Below are 12,886 nucleotides of genomic sequence, written 5' to 3'. Positions count from 1 at the left end.
ATGACGACGACGGCCACGCCTCGCCGCGGGGGAGCTTCCGGGCTCCGCCGCGGCGAGGCCGCCGCCGGATGGCTCTTCACCGCCCCCGTGATCGTCATCCTCGGCGTCTTCCTCCTCGTGCCGGTGCTCATGGCCCTGTGGGTGAGCATGTCGGACTGGGGCGGGCGCGGCAGCCCCTTCTCGCCCTCGGTCTCGTTCGTGGGCACCGAGAACTACTCGGCCGTGCTCGCCGACGGCGGCCTCGCGACCAAGGACTTCGGCACGGCCCTGCGCAACAACGCCTGGTACGTCCTGCTCGTCGTGCCGCTGCAGACCGCCCTCGCGCTGTTCCTCGCCGTGCTCGTGAACCGGTCCGTGCTGCGCGGCCGCGGGTTCTTCCGCACGGCCTACTACTTCCCCTCCGTCACGAGCTCGGTCGCGATCACGGTGCTGTGGCTGTTCCTCTTCTCGGCGAGCGGCGCCGTCAACAGTCTGCTCTCCTGGTTCGGCGTCGAGGGGCCGAACTGGTTCAACGACCCGCGCGGCGTGCTGCACCTCGCGCTCGGCGCCTTCGGCGTCGACGCGGGTCCGTCAGCGCTCACCGGCGGCGGCATGCTCGGCATCTCCTGGTGGGAGTGGCTCGCCGGCCCGTCGATCGCCATGAGCGCCTACGTCCTGATGGCGGTGTTCACGACCTCCGGCACGTTCATGCTGATCTTCCTCGCCGGGCTCCAGAACCTGGGCGCCGACGTCGACGAGGCCGCCATGATGGACGGCGCGAACGGCTGGCAGCGCTTCTGGCGCGTCACCCTCCCCCAGCTGCGGCCGACGCTGTTCACGGTGCTCACGCTGGGCCTGATCGGATGCTGGCAGGTGTTCGACCAGATCTACACGGGCACGCGAGGCGCCCCGAGCAAGACCACGCTCACCCCCGCCTATCAGTCGTACAAAACCGCGTTCACGGATCAGGAGTGGGGGCAGGGCGCGGCGATCGCGTTCATCCTGTTCGTCATCATCGTCGTGTTCACGCTGCTGCAGCGCTGGGTGCTGCGCGACCGCCCCGTGTCGCGCCGGCGCATCCGCGCCTACGAGATCACCTCGAAGCGGGGCGTGCGATGAGACTCTCCTCCAAGCAGCTCACGTGGCAGATCGTGCTGTACGCGGTGCTGATCGTCCTCGCCCTGATCTACATCTATCCGTTCCTCATCCAGGTGTTCACGAGCTTCAAGACCGACGAGGATGCCGCGGCCTCCGGCCTCGGCCTGCTGCCGGACTCCTGGACGTTCGCGGCGTACGAGCGCCTGTTCGCGAACTCGGACTTCCCGTCGTGGTTCGTGAACAGCGCGATCGTGACGATCTTCGTGACGGCCGGACGCGTGTTCTTCAACTCGCTCGCGGGGTACGCGCTCGCGCGTCTCCGGTTCCGCGGACGCGGCGTCGTGTTCGCCGCCCTCGTGGCGGTCATGTCGGTCCCGACCGTGGTGCTGCTGATCCCGAAGTTCCTCGTGATCAACCAGCTCGGCATCTTCAACTCGTACGCGGGCATGATCCTGCCGCTGCTCGTCGACGCCGCGGGGGTCTTCATCATGAAGAACTTCTTCGAGTCGATCCCCGTCTCGGTCGAGGAGCAGGCGCGTATCGACGGCGCCGGCACGTTCCGGATGTTCTGGTCGGTCGTGCTGCCGATGGCGACGCCCGCGCTCATCACGATCGTGATCCTGTCGTTCCAGGGGTCCTGGAACGAGCTGAGCCACTTCATCGTGTCGACCAACGACCCCGCCCTGACGACCCTCACCAAGGGCGTCGCGTCCCTCGCGAGCGGACAGCTCAGCCAGGGCACCCAGTACCCCCTCAAGCTGGCTGCCGCGCTCATCATGACGATCCCCGTCGCCGTGATGTTCTTCGTCTTCCAGCGCCGCATCATGAATTCCACCGAAGGAGCCGTCAAGGAATGACCGACCGCCCCCACCTCCAGCCCCTGCTCGACCAGGCTGTGATCGTGCTCGACGCCCCCACCCAGGTGTGGTCGGCGCGCGACGGTCGCATGGGCACCGCCCCGATCCACGGCGTGTACCACGGCGATGTCCGGCACATCTCCGCGATCGAGGTGGCGGTGCGGGGTACGGCCGTGGAGTCGATCGGATGCTCGTCGCCGACGCCCGACCGGGTGATCTTCACGGATCTGCTGCGCGGCCTCGACGACGCCGGCGCCGATCCGAAGATCCGCCTGGACCGCGAGCGCACGGTCCAGGCGGGGCGGTTCGCCGAGAGAATCCGTGTCTCCTCGCACCTCGAGACCGCGGTGCCGGTGGAGGTCGCGGTACGCGTGCGCCCGGACTTCGCGCCGATGCAGCTCGTGAAGGCGGGAATGGACGCGGACCTCGCCTGGGACTGGGACGGCCGCGTCTGCCGCGCCGGGGACGCCTCTTTCGCGCTCACCGCGGCGGAGGCCGAGATCACGGCCGACGGCAGGGACATCGTGGTGCGGTGGCGGGCGGACGTGCCCGCGCGCGGCGCGCTCGACCTCGCCTGGTCCGTGGACCTCGACGACCCGACGCTGGTCGTGACCTCGCCCGCACCGTCGTCCGCGACGCAGCGGGTGGACCACGGCGACGACCCCCGCGCCGCGCGCTGGCTCGACCTCGCCGCCGCCGACCTCGCCGCGCTCCGTCTCGCTCTGCCCGAGCATCCGGACGACGCGTTCTACGCGGCGGGCGCCCCCTGGTTCTTCACGCTGTTCGGCCGCGACTCGATCTGGGCCGCGCGTCTCGCTCTGCCGGCCGATCCGTCGATGGCCGCCTCGACGCTCCGGGTGCTCGCGCGCCTGCAGGGGACGGTGGTCGACCCGGCGACCGCGCAGGCTCCCGGCAAGATCGCGCACGAGCTGCGCAGCGGAGCGCTGTCGCTGCCGCACGAGGGCGTGCACCTGCCGCCGCTCTACTACGGCACGGTCGACGCGACCCCGCTGTGGGTGTGCCTGCTGGCCGACGCCCGTGACGCCGGGCTCTCGGACGCCGAGCTGCGCGAGCTGCTCCCGGCGCTGCGCGCGGCACTGGACTGGATGGTCGTGCACGGCGACGCCTCGGGCAGCGGGTTCATCGACTACCGCGACGAGACGGGGCACGGTCTCGCCAACCAGGGGTGGAAGGACTCGGGCGACTCGATCCAGTGGCGCGACGGCCACCTCGCCGACGGCCCGATCGCCCTGAGCGAGGTGCAGGCGTACGCCTACGAGGCGGCGGTGCGCGGTGCCGCGCTGCTCGACGAGCTCGGCGAGGACGGCGGCGACGAATTGCGCGTCTGGGCCGACGACCTGCGCGCGCGTTTCCGCGAGGCGTACTGGGTCACGACCGAGGAGGGCCGCTACCCCGCGATCGCCCTCGACGCGCACGGGGCGCCGGTCGACACCCTGACGAGCAACATCGGTCATCTGATCGGCACGGGTCTGCTCGACGCGGACGAGGAGCGGGCGTGCGCCGAGCTGCTCCTCGGCGACTCGATGTCGAGCGGGTACGGCATCCGCACGATGTCGACGGGTGCCGCGGGTTACTGGCCGCTGAGCTATCACGGCGGCAGCGTGTGGACGCACGACACCGCGATCGCGGTGCACGGGATGCTGCGCTCCGGCCTCATGGGACCTGCGCGACGCATCGCGGAGCAGCTGATCGACCTCGCCGAGGGCTTCGAGTACCGCGTCCCCGAGCTGCACTCCGGGGAGCCGCGTGTCGCAGGAGGCGCTCCCGTGCCGTATCCCGCGGCGTGCCGCCCGCAGGCGTGGTCGGCCGCGGCTGCGGTCGTGTGCGCCGAGGCGCTGCGCTGAGGGGAGTCGATCGCGGTTCCGGTCGCCGGGGCCGCCGTCAGCGGACGGCGATGCCGTCCTTCCACACCCGGTCGACCAGGGGTACGCCCGGCCGGTAGGCGAGGTGGATGCGGGTCGGCGCGTTCAGCAGCACGAGATCGGCGCGCGCGCCGGGCGCGATGACCCCGACGTCGTCGCGCCGCAGCGCCCGTGCGCCGCCGGCGGTCGCCGCCCACACCGCCTCCGCCGGCGTCATGCCCATGTCGCGCACGGCGACCGCGATGCAGAACGCCATCGACGAGGTGAAGCTCGACCCCGGGTTGGTGTCGCATGCGAGGGCCACCGTGACGCCCGCGTCGATCAGCCGCCGCGCGTCGGGATACGGCTGCCGCGTCGAGAACTCCACCCCGGGCAGCAGCGTGAGCACGGTGTCGGAGCCCGCAAGCGCGGCGATATCGGCATCCGTCAGATAGGTGCCGTGGTCGACCGACGCGGCACCGAGCTCGACCGCGAGCTGCACGCCCTCGCCCGGTCCGAGCTGGCTCGCGTGCAGGCGCGGCACAAGTCCGGCGGCGATGCCCGCCTCGAGGATCCGCCGCGACTGCGCGACCGTGAACGCCCCGGTCTCGCAGAACGCGTCGATCCAGCGGGAGTGCGGTGCGCACGCCGCGAGCATCTCGCCGCACACGAGGTCGACGTACGCCTCGGGGTCGTCGGCGTACTCGGCGGGGACGACATGCGCTCCGAGGAAGGTGACCTCGGGCGTGACCTCGGCGGCGAGCCGCACGAGTCGCTCCTCGTCGGCGACCGAGAGCCCGTAGCCGCTCTTGATCTCGACCGTGGTCGTGCCCTGCGCGAGCAGTTCGTCGACGAAGCCGCGCAGGCGCTCGCGGAGCTCGTCGTCGCTCGCCGCGCGCGTGGCGGCCACGGTGGAGCGGATGCCGCCGGCGGCGTACTTCTGCCCAGCCATGCGCGCCTCGAACTCGGCTGCCCGGTCGCCGCCGAACACGAGGTGGCTGTGGCCGTCGACGAATCCCGGGATCACGGCCCGGCCTCCGGCATCCACGATCTCGTCGGCGTCCGGTGCGTCGGCGGCGGGGCCGACCCAGGCGATCCGTCCGCCGTCGATCAGCACGGCGGCATCGTGCACCGTGCCGCACGGGTCGCCGGCGCGTCCCGATCCGCTGACGGCGGCCCGATCCGCCGACGAGTTCACCGAATCGGTCCGCAGATCGGGACCGCGTCCGCGAATCGGGTCGGACGGCGAGCCGACGTTGGTGGTCAGCTCGCCGATGTTCGTCAGCAGCACGGTGTTCGCAGGCACAGTGCTCATAGCCGCGGTGCTCACGGCATCGGCACGGTCAGACCGCGCTCGCGGGCGATCTCGCGCGCGTGCTCGTACCCGGCGTCGACGTGCCGCATCACGCCCGTGCCGGGGTCGTTCGTCAGCACCCGCTCGAGCTTCTCCGCGGCGAGCGCGGACCCGTCGGCGACCGTGACCTGTCCCGCATGGATCGAGCGGCCGATGCCGACACCGCCGCCATGATGCAGCGACACCCAGGAGGCTCCGGATGCCGTATTGAGCAGCGCGTTCAGCAGCGGCCAGTCGGCGATCGCGTCGGAGCCGTCCTTCATGCCCTCCGTCTCGCGGTACGGCGACGCCACGGAGCCTGCGTCGAGGTGGTCGCGGCCGATCACGATCGGCGCCGACAGCTCGCCTGCGGCCACCATCTCGTTGAACTTCAGCCCGGCGAGGTGGCGCTCCTTGTAGCCGAGCCAGCAGATGCGTGCGGGAAGGCCCTCGAAGTGGACCTTCTCCCCCGCCTTCTCGAGCCAGCGGTGCAGGGCCGCGTCCTCGGGGAACAGCTCGGCGATCGCCCGATCTGTCTTGCGGATGTCCTCGGGGTTTCCCGACAGAGCGACCCAGCGGAACGGTCCACGCCCCTCCTCGAACTGGGGGCGGATGTACGCGGGCACGAAGCCGGGGAATGCGAACGCCCGGTCGAAGCCGCCCAGCTGCGCCTCAGCCCGGATCGAGTTGCCGTAGTCGAACACCGCGGCGCCGGCATCCTGGAACGCGACCATCGCCGAGACGTGCGCGGCCATCGACTCGCGGGAGCGGCGCGTGAACTCCTCGGGATCGCGCTCCGCCTCGGCCTTCCAGTCCGCGACGGGGATGCCTAAAGGCAGGTACGCGAGCGGGTCGTGCGCGCTCGTCTGGTCGGTCACGATGTCGATCGGCACGCCGCGGCGCAGCAGCTCGGGGAAGACCTCGGCCGCGTTGCCGACGACGCCCACCGAGAGCGCCTCGCCGGCGTCTTTCGCGGCGACGGCCCGTGCGACGGCGTCATCGAGGTCGGTGAAGTAGAGGTCGAGGTAGCCGTGGTCGACGCGGCGCGCGAGACGGCTCTCATCGACGTCGACGATCAGCACGGCCCCCTCGTTCATGGTCACGGCGAGCGGCTGCGCACCGCCCATGCCTCCGGCCCCGCCGGTGAGGGTCAGGGTGCCTGCGAGCGAGTCGCGCCCGAGCGACCGCGCGACGGCGGCGAAGGTCTCATACGTGCCCTGGAGGATGCCCTGCGTGCCGATGTAGATCCAGGACCCTGCGGTCATCTGGCCGTACATGATGAGGCCGAGCTCCTCGAGCCGGCGGAACTCGGGCCAGTTCGCCCAGTCGCCCACGAGGTTCGAGTTCGCGATGAGCACTCGCGGCGCCCACTCGTGGGTGCGGAACACGCCGACCGGCTTGCCCGACTGCACGAGCAGCGTCTCGTCGGGTTCGAGCTCGTCGAGCGTGCGGACGATCGCGTCGTAGGCGGCCCAGCTGCGCGCCGCGCGTCCCGTGCCGCCGTAGACGACGAGGTCTTCGGGATGCTCGGCGACCTCGGGGTCGAGGTTGTTCATGAGCATCCGCTTGGCGGCCTCGGCGCCCCAGCTCTTGGCCGTGCGCTGGTTGCCCCGAGGGGCGCGGATCGTGCGAGCGGCCGTGTCGGTCGTGTCAGTCATGCGCGTGCTCCTTCGCGATGCGGGTGACGGCGCCGGACTGCACGAGTGCGGTCACGGCCTCCATGTCGGGTGAGAGGAAGCGGTCGGGGCCGGGGCCGGCCGCGACGGTGCGGACGAGGTCGCGCACGGCACCCGTCGCGCGTCCGGCCTGCAGCGGGGCACGGAGGTCGAGGGCCCGGGCGCCCGTGAGGATCTCGATCGCGAGGACGCGGCCGAGCCCGTCGATCGCGCGGCGGAGCTTGCGTGCAGCCGCCCATCCCATCGATACGTGGTCCTCCTGCATTGCCGAGGACGGGATCGAGTCGACGGATGCCGGGACCGCGAGGCGCTTGAGCTCGGAGACGATGCCTGCTGAGGCGTACTGCGCGATCATGAGGCCGGAGTCGACACCCACCTCGTCGGCGAGGAACGGCGGCAGCCCGTGGTTGCGGGCAGGGTCGAGCGCCCGGTCCGTGCGTCGCTCGGAGACCGAGGCGACGTCCGCCACCGAGATCGCGAGGAAGTCGAGCACCGCCGCGATCGGGGCACCGTGGAAGTTCCCGTTCGACTCGATGCGTCCGTCGACCGTGATGACGGGATTGTCGATCACGCTGGCGAGTTCGCGCCCGGCGATCAGGGCGGCGTGCGCCATGGTGTCGCGCGCGGCGCCGTGCACCTGCGGCGAACAGCGCAGCGAGTACGCGTCCTGTACCCGGCCGTCCTCGGGACCCTTGTGGCTGTGCACGATCGGCGAATCCCGCAGGAACGCGCGCAGGTGGGCGGCGGACTCGCCCTGGCCGAACTGCGGACGCAGCGCCATGAGGTCGGCGGCGAAGACGGCATCCGTCCCGAGCTGCGATTCGATCGACATCGCGGCGGCCATATCGGCGGCGAGCAGGAGCGAGTCGAGATCGTGCAGTGCGAGCGCCAGGGTCGCGAGCATCCCGTCGGTGCCGTTGATGAGGGCGAGACCCTCCTTCTCGACGAGCGTGACAGGCGCGATCCCGGCGGCCGCGAGGGCCTCGGATGCCGGGACGAGGTCGCCTTCCGGCGTGCGGACGTCTCCCTCCCCCATCGCCGCGAGGGCGATGTGCGCGAGGGGCGCCAGGTCGCCCGAGCAGCCGAGCGAGCCGTACTCGCGGACGATCGGCGTGATGCCGGCGTTCAACAGGGCGGCGTAGGTCTCGACGACCACGGGTCGCACACCGGTGCGTCCCGAGGCGAGGGTCTGCAGACGCAGGAGCTGCAACCCGCGGATGACTTCGCGCTCGACCTCGGCACCGGTGCCGGCGGCGTGCGAGCGGATCAGGCTGGCCTGCAGCTGCAGGCGACGATCCGGGGCGATGAAGGTCGTGGCGAGGGCGCCGAATCCGGTCGAGACGCCGTAGTGCGGGTTCGGATCGGCGGCGAGCCCGTCGATCACACGGCGGGTCTCGGCGACGCGCGCGAGAGCCTCGGGGCTGATGACCACGGGGGCGCCGTGGCGGGCGACGGCCACGACATCGGCGATCGCGAGGGGCGCGGCGCCGACGACGACGGAGGACGGAGTGCTCATGACTCGATTCCACACCCGCGCGGTCGCGCGCGACACCGCGTCATGGCATCCTGTGTCTGTGATCTCAGACAACTCTGACGGATCCGCGGCCGGCGCGCAGGTGCCCGCCGCCGACCACACTCTCCGAATACTCCGGTACCTGGCCGGACGTCCCGCCCCGGTGGCGGCCTCCGCGATCGCCCGTGACCTCGAGCTTCCGCGCTCGACGGTCTATCACCTGCTCACGACGCTCGCAGCGCACGGTTTCGTGCTGCACATGCGCGAGGATCGGCGCTGGGGTCTGGGCACCTCTGCCTTCGAGCTCGCCGGCGGGTACGCCCGGCAGCAGCCGCTCGCCCGACTGGGCCGCCCCGTGGTCGCGGCACTCTCCGACCGTCTCGGCGAGAGCGCGCACCTCGCGGTCATGAGCGGCGGTGACGTGCTCTACATCGTGGAGGAACGAGCGCCGAGGCGTCCCGCGCTCGTGACGGACGTCGGCGTGCGGCTGCCGGCGCACCTCACCGCGTCAGGGCGAGCGATGTTGGCGGCTCTCCCCCGTGAGCAGGTGCGCGCGCTGTACCCGAGCGCCTCGACGTTCCCCGATCGCACCGGCGTGGGACCTCGAACGCCCGCGGAACTGCGTGAGGTGCTGCGCGTGGCGCGGGCGCGCGGGTATGCCGTCGAGGACAGCGAGGTGGCCGACGGCCTGCGCAGTGTCGGCGCCGCCGTGCACGACCATGCCGGCTGGCCCGTGGCGGCTGTCGCCGTCACGTGGGCGAACGCAGATCTCGACGAGGAACGGCTCGCGGATGCCGTGCGCGAGACGGCATCGGTGCTCGAATCGCGACTGCGTCGATGAGCTCCGTCGCCGGCAGGATGAGGATGTCTCAGGACTGCGACATCCTCGCGACGCGGTGGCGACACCGCCTGGATACGCTCGACACATGACCTCGTTCACCGCTCCGCCCGCCCTCCGCATGAGCCATGCGCTCGCCGTCGGAGGGGTGCTCGCGTGCTCCGCCGCCCTCGCGCTGACGGGCTGCGCCCCGGAGCCGGCGGCCAGCGCACCGTCGCCGACGTCGGCGCCGACGGCCCCGGCCTCCGCGACCCCGGACGTCGCGACCTTCGCGGGATACGACGTCGGGCAGTTCCCGCCCGTGCCGCTCTTCGTGCTCCCGGATCTGTCGTTGCTCGACACCTCGGCGTCGGCGTTCACGATCGAGGTCAACCAGGCGCTCGCCGACATCCCCGGCGTCGTCGCCGCCCCCGCCCAGTGCGACGCGGGCGGGAGCGTGATCTCCGGCAACGGCACCGCGTATCTCTACGGGGACGGCTCCGGCTCCTTCACCGGACCGGACGGCACGGTGCAGAACTTCGGCGACGGATCCGGCAACTCGACGATCAACGGGGTCGCGATCCAGAACTTCGGCGACGGCTCGGGCAACTACAGCGACGGTACGGTGACCATCCAGAACTTCGGCGACGGATCCGGCAATTACTCCGACGCGACGACGACGGTGCAGATCTTCGGCGACGGATCGGGCAACTACACCCGGGGCCCCGTGACGATCCAGAACTTCGGCGACGGATCGGGCAACTACTCCGACGGCACCGTCACGATCCAGAACTTCGGCGACGGATCCGGCAACTACTCCGATGGCCGTGTGAGGATCCAGAACTGGGGCGACGGCACGGCCCTCGTCGACGGCGAGACGGTGGAGGCCGAGCCGCTGCCCGATGTGCCGAAGCTCGGCGTCTTCCCCCCGCTCGGCGCGCTCGCTCCGGTCGCGTCCTGCGGCACGACGCTGACGTTCGCCGACGGTGTGCTCTTCGACTTCGACAAGAGCGACATCCGCCCCGACGCGGCGGCGACGCTCGACGCGGTCGCCCAGGTGTTCACGCGTCTCGGCGTCTCCTCTGCGCAGGTGAGCGGGCACACCGACGCGATCGGATCGGATGCCGAGAACCAGGTGCTCTCGGAGGATCGCGCGCAGTCCGTCGTCGCGGGACTGGAGGACCGGGGCGTGACGACCACGCTCACCGCGGAGGGCTTCGGCGAGAGCCGTCCGGTCGCCGCGAACGAGATCGACGGCACCGACAACCCCGCAGGACGCCAGCTGAATCGCCGCGTGGAGATCTTCATCCCCGCGGCGCTGTGATCGGATGCCGTCGACACGAGAGGATGAGTGCATGCGCCGCTCCACCGCGACCTCCGTCCTGCTGACCGCCGTCCTGCTCGCGACGACGCTGAGCGGATGCACGGTGTCGATCGTCGACCCGGGCGCCGCCGACGCCCAACGCACACCCACTCCGGAGTCCACGTCCTCCTTCGACGTCGAGCGCACCGAGCCCACGCCCCCGGCCAGCTCGTCGACGGATTCCGACAGGCTGAGCGACGAGCGACAGGCCGACCGCGACCGACTCACCGCGGCGGCCTCGACGACCACGGCATGCCCGACCGGTGCTGTCACGGCCGACGGGGTCGTCATCCGGATCGAGGGCTCGTGCCCGCAGCTGGACGTCCAGGCGGACGCGGCCGTCGTCATCGCCGACGATGTCGAGTCGCTCGCGCTCTCCGGCAGCGGGACCGTGGTCTACGTCGTGAACGTCTCCTCGGTGACAGTGACCGGTGATGCGAGCTCGGTCTTCTGGGCCGGTTCCACGCCGAGCGTCGACGACACGGGCGCCGGCAACACCGTGCGAAAGGGGTGAGGATGCACGAGACTCCCCGTCCGCGCATCCTGCTGGTCGATGACGACGAGGCGATCACCGCCGCTCTCGCACCCTTCCTCGAACGCAGCGGCTTCGCCGTGCGGGTGGCCGGTGACGGGCGAGCGGCACTCGACGCCGTCGGCGGCGAGGTGCCGGATATCGTGGTGTGCGACGTCGTCATGCCTCACGTGGACGGACGCGAGTTCGTGCGCCGGATGCGTGCGCGACAGCTCTGGCTGCCGATCATCCTGCTCACGCAGGTCGGAGAATCGTGGGAGCGCAGTGCCGCTCTCGATGAAGGCGCCGACGACTATCTCAACAAGCCCTTCGATCCGCATGAGCTCCTCGCACGCATCCGTGCCGTGCTCCGTCGCACGGCCCAGGGAGTCAGCTCCCTGCGTTCGGCGACCCGCCTGCAGGCGCACGACCTCGTTCTCGACCGAAGCGCGCGCCGCGTCTGGCGCGGCACGACAGAGCTGTCGTTGACGCCGAAGGCGCTGACGCTGCTCGAATACCTGATGATGCATCCGCAGGAGGTGCACTCGCGCGAACGACTGTTGTCGACGCTGTGGGGGTTCGACTTCGCGACGACCAGCCGCGCGGTCGACCACCGCATCGCCGAGCTGCGCCGCGTCCTCGGCGACGGAACCGGAGAGGTCCGGTTCATCGAGACCGCGCAGACGATGGGATATCAGTTCACGGCACCGGTGGTGGCGGCGTGAGCCGCGGTGCGGACGTCACGATCGGCATCCTCGCCGCGGTGCCGATCGGGGCGTGCGCGGTCGTGGCCGGCGCCATGCTGCTGACCGGACAAGACCGCCTGCTCGTCGTCGAGCTGGCCCTTCCCTCCGGAGTCCTCGTCGGAGGTGTCGTGCTGTCGGCGATCCCGCTCGCGATGCTGGCGTGGCGACGACGCTTCGCGCGAATTCGACGTCGAGAGGCTGCGGCGGCAGAGGCTGCCGCGGTCGCCGCCGCACAGCGGGAACGTGCGACGCATCAGCAGTTCCTCGCGCGCCTGGACCACGAGCTGAAGAACCCGCTCACCGCGATCCGGGCCACCGCGGCGGCCGGGCAGAGCGCGGACCAGGCCGACCCGAGCGCGGCAGCGTGGCAGACAGTGGACGCGCAGGCGTCGAAGCTGAGCTCTCTCGTGCGCGATCTGCGCAAGCTCGCCGAGTTGGAGACCAGGCCGCTCGAGACGGAGCCCGTGCTCCTCGAAGAGCTGCTCACGGAGGCGATCGACGCTCTCGGCCACCAGAACCCGCAGGCGAGGGCTCGCACGGCGTTGACGGTGACGAGGGTGCCGTGGGCCGTGCCGCCGCTGGATGCAGACCTGGATCTGCTGTCGCTCGCGGTCGACAACGTGCTCGGCAACGCCGCCAAGTACTCGACGTCGGGACCGATCGAGGTCCGCCTGCGTGAGCAGGACGGCTGGGCCGTGATCGAGGTCGCGGATGCCGGGCGGGGTGTCCCGGCCGCCGAGCTACCCGCGGTGTTCGATGAGCTGGCTCGCGCGCAGAACGCCCGAGACGTGAGCGGTTCAGGCATCGGTCTGACCCTCGTCGCGACGGTCATGCGCCGGCACGGCGGTGACGTCGCGATCCGTTCGGTCGAGGGATCAGGATCGGTCGTGACATTGCGTCTGCCGATCCGCCGCTGACCTGGTCCGACGCTGACCTGGTCCGACGCTGACCTGGTCCGACGCTGACCTGGTCCGACGCTGACCTGGTCCGACGCTGACGACGCGAGCGCGCGTTAACGCAGAAGAGCCACCCAACGATGGGTGGCTCTTCTGTCTAAAAGGAGTCCGGCGGTGTCCTACTCTCCCACAGGGTCCCCCCTGCAGTACCATCGGCGCTGTGAGGCTTAGCTTC

The 12,886-nt window shown here is 71.0% G+C and carries 11 protein-coding genes and 1 rRNA gene; 8 read left to right on the top strand and 4 right to left on the bottom strand.

Annotation, left to right across the window (positions count from 1 at the left end; genetic code table 11):
- Genes AKH00_RS07330 through AKH00_RS07320 form a run of 3 tightly spaced genes read left to right on the top strand, consistent with a single transcriptional unit; the run spans nt 1 to nt 3,799 of the window.
- Nucleotides 1–1,098: a carbohydrate ABC transporter permease gene (locus AKH00_RS07330; RefSeq protein WP_050722104.1), complete on the top strand. Its 1,098-nt coding sequence runs from the start codon at nt 1–3 to the stop codon at nt 1,096–1,098.
- Nucleotides 1,095–1,934 carry a carbohydrate ABC transporter permease gene (locus AKH00_RS07325; protein WP_050722103.1) on the top strand — a complete coding sequence of 280 codons (840 nt, stop codon included), beginning with the start codon at nt 1,095–1,097 and terminating at the stop codon, nt 1,932–1,934. Before AKH00_RS07330 ends, AKH00_RS07325 begins: the two co-directional genes overlap by 4 nt.
- Nucleotides 1,931–3,799, top strand: coding sequence for a glycogen debranching N-terminal domain-containing protein (locus tag AKH00_RS07320; RefSeq protein WP_050722102.1), 1,869 nt, complete (start codon nt 1,931–1,933; stop codon nt 3,797–3,799). The genes AKH00_RS07325 and AKH00_RS07320 overlap by 4 nt, the downstream gene beginning before the upstream one ends.
- Before the next feature lie 37 nt (nt 3,800–3,836).
- Here AKH00_RS07320 and hutI read toward each other — a convergent pair whose 3' ends face one another.
- The 3 genes from hutI to hutH are packed head-to-tail and all read right to left on the bottom strand — an operon-like array spanning nt 3,837 to nt 8,321.
- On the bottom strand, nt 3,837–5,111 hold the full coding sequence (gene hutI / locus AKH00_RS07315; protein ID WP_082297488.1) for an imidazolonepropionase: 1,275 nt from the start codon (nt 5,109–5,111) through the stop codon (nt 3,837–3,839).
- Nucleotides 5,112–5,122: 11 nt separating this feature from the next.
- Nucleotides 5,123–6,787, bottom strand: coding sequence for a urocanate hydratase (hutU, locus tag AKH00_RS07310; protein WP_050722101.1), 1,665 nt, complete (start codon nt 6,785–6,787; stop codon nt 5,123–5,125).
- Nucleotides 6,780–8,321 carry a histidine ammonia-lyase gene (gene hutH, locus AKH00_RS07305; protein WP_050722100.1) on the bottom strand — a complete coding sequence of 514 codons (1,542 nt, stop codon included), beginning with the start codon at nt 8,319–8,321 and terminating at the stop codon, nt 6,780–6,782. Before hutH ends, hutU begins: the two co-directional genes overlap by 8 nt.
- Before the next feature lie 58 nt (nt 8,322–8,379).
- On the opposite strand from hutH, the gene AKH00_RS07300 reads away from it, so the two are divergent.
- The 5 genes from AKH00_RS07300 (at nt 8,380) to AKH00_RS07280 (ending at nt 12,672) form a co-directional block, all read left to right on the top strand.
- Complete coding sequence (locus AKH00_RS07300) at nt 8,380–9,159, top strand: IclR family transcriptional regulator (RefSeq protein WP_442922375.1); 780 nt, start codon at nt 8,380–8,382, stop codon at nt 9,157–9,159.
- An 85-nt stretch (nt 9,160–9,244) separates the two neighbouring features.
- The gene (locus AKH00_RS07295) at nt 9,245–10,459 is read left to right on the top strand and encodes an OmpA family protein (protein WP_235556716.1); all 1,215 of its coding nucleotides are present in this window, start codon (nt 9,245–9,247) and stop codon (nt 10,457–10,459) included.
- 31 nt (nt 10,460–10,490) lie between these two features.
- Nucleotides 10,491–11,012 (top strand): DUF3060 domain-containing protein, encoded by a 522-nt coding sequence (locus tag AKH00_RS07290; RefSeq protein ID WP_050722099.1) that lies wholly within the window; start codon nt 10,491–10,493, stop codon nt 11,010–11,012.
- A 2-nt stretch (nt 11,013–11,014) separates the two neighbouring features.
- Entirely contained in the window at nt 11,015–11,734 is a 720-nt protein-coding gene (locus AKH00_RS07285; protein ID WP_050722098.1) for a response regulator transcription factor, read from the top strand.
- Complete coding sequence (locus AKH00_RS07280) at nt 11,731–12,672, top strand: sensor histidine kinase (RefSeq protein ID WP_050722097.1); 942 nt, start codon at nt 11,731–11,733, stop codon at nt 12,670–12,672. Before AKH00_RS07285 ends, AKH00_RS07280 begins: the two co-directional genes overlap by 4 nt.
- A 145-nt stretch (nt 12,673–12,817) precedes the next feature.
- Here the strand turns inward: AKH00_RS07280 and rrf are convergent.
- Nucleotides 12,818–12,886: ribosomal RNA gene (rrf, locus tag AKH00_RS18485) — 5S ribosomal RNA — on the bottom strand; the annotation flags it as partial.

The organism is Microbacterium sp. GCS4 (assembly GCF_001262495.1).
Taxonomy (GTDB): Bacteria; Actinomycetota; Actinomycetes; order Actinomycetales; family Microbacteriaceae; genus Microbacterium.
The sequence above is the reverse complement of the archived record's forward strand: the minus strand, read 5'-3'. Positions and strand labels throughout refer to the sequence as shown.

Excerpts from the sequence above, each read along its gene's own strand:
- AKH00_RS07295 (WP_235556716.1), top strand. The coding sequence starts at position 9,245 with ATGACCTCGTTCACCGCTCCGCCCGCCCTCCGCATGAGCCATGCGCTC.
- AKH00_RS07330 (WP_050722104.1), top strand. The coding sequence starts at position 1 with ATGACGACGACGGCCACGCCTCGCCGCGGGGGAGCTTCCGGGCTCCGC.
- AKH00_RS07320 (WP_050722102.1), top strand. The coding sequence starts at position 1,931 with ATGACCGACCGCCCCCACCTCCAGCCCCTGCTCGACCAGGCTGTGATC.
- AKH00_RS07285 (WP_050722098.1), top strand. The coding sequence starts at position 11,015 with ATGCACGAGACTCCCCGTCCGCGCATCCTGCTGGTCGATGACGACGAG.
- AKH00_RS07325 (WP_050722103.1), top strand. The coding sequence starts at position 1,095 with ATGAGACTCTCCTCCAAGCAGCTCACGTGGCAGATCGTGCTGTACGCG.
- hutU (WP_050722101.1), bottom strand. The coding sequence starts at position 6,787 with ATGACTGACACGACCGACACGGCCGCTCGCACGATCCGCGCCCCTCGG.
- hutI (WP_082297488.1), bottom strand. The coding sequence starts at position 5,111 with ATGAGCACTGTGCCTGCGAACACCGTGCTGCTGACGAACATCGGCGAG.
- hutH (WP_050722100.1), bottom strand. The coding sequence starts at position 8,321 with ATGAGCACTCCGTCCTCCGTCGTCGTCGGCGCCGCGCCCCTCGCGATC.
- AKH00_RS07290 (WP_050722099.1), top strand. The coding sequence starts at position 10,491 with ATGCGCCGCTCCACCGCGACCTCCGTCCTGCTGACCGCCGTCCTGCTC.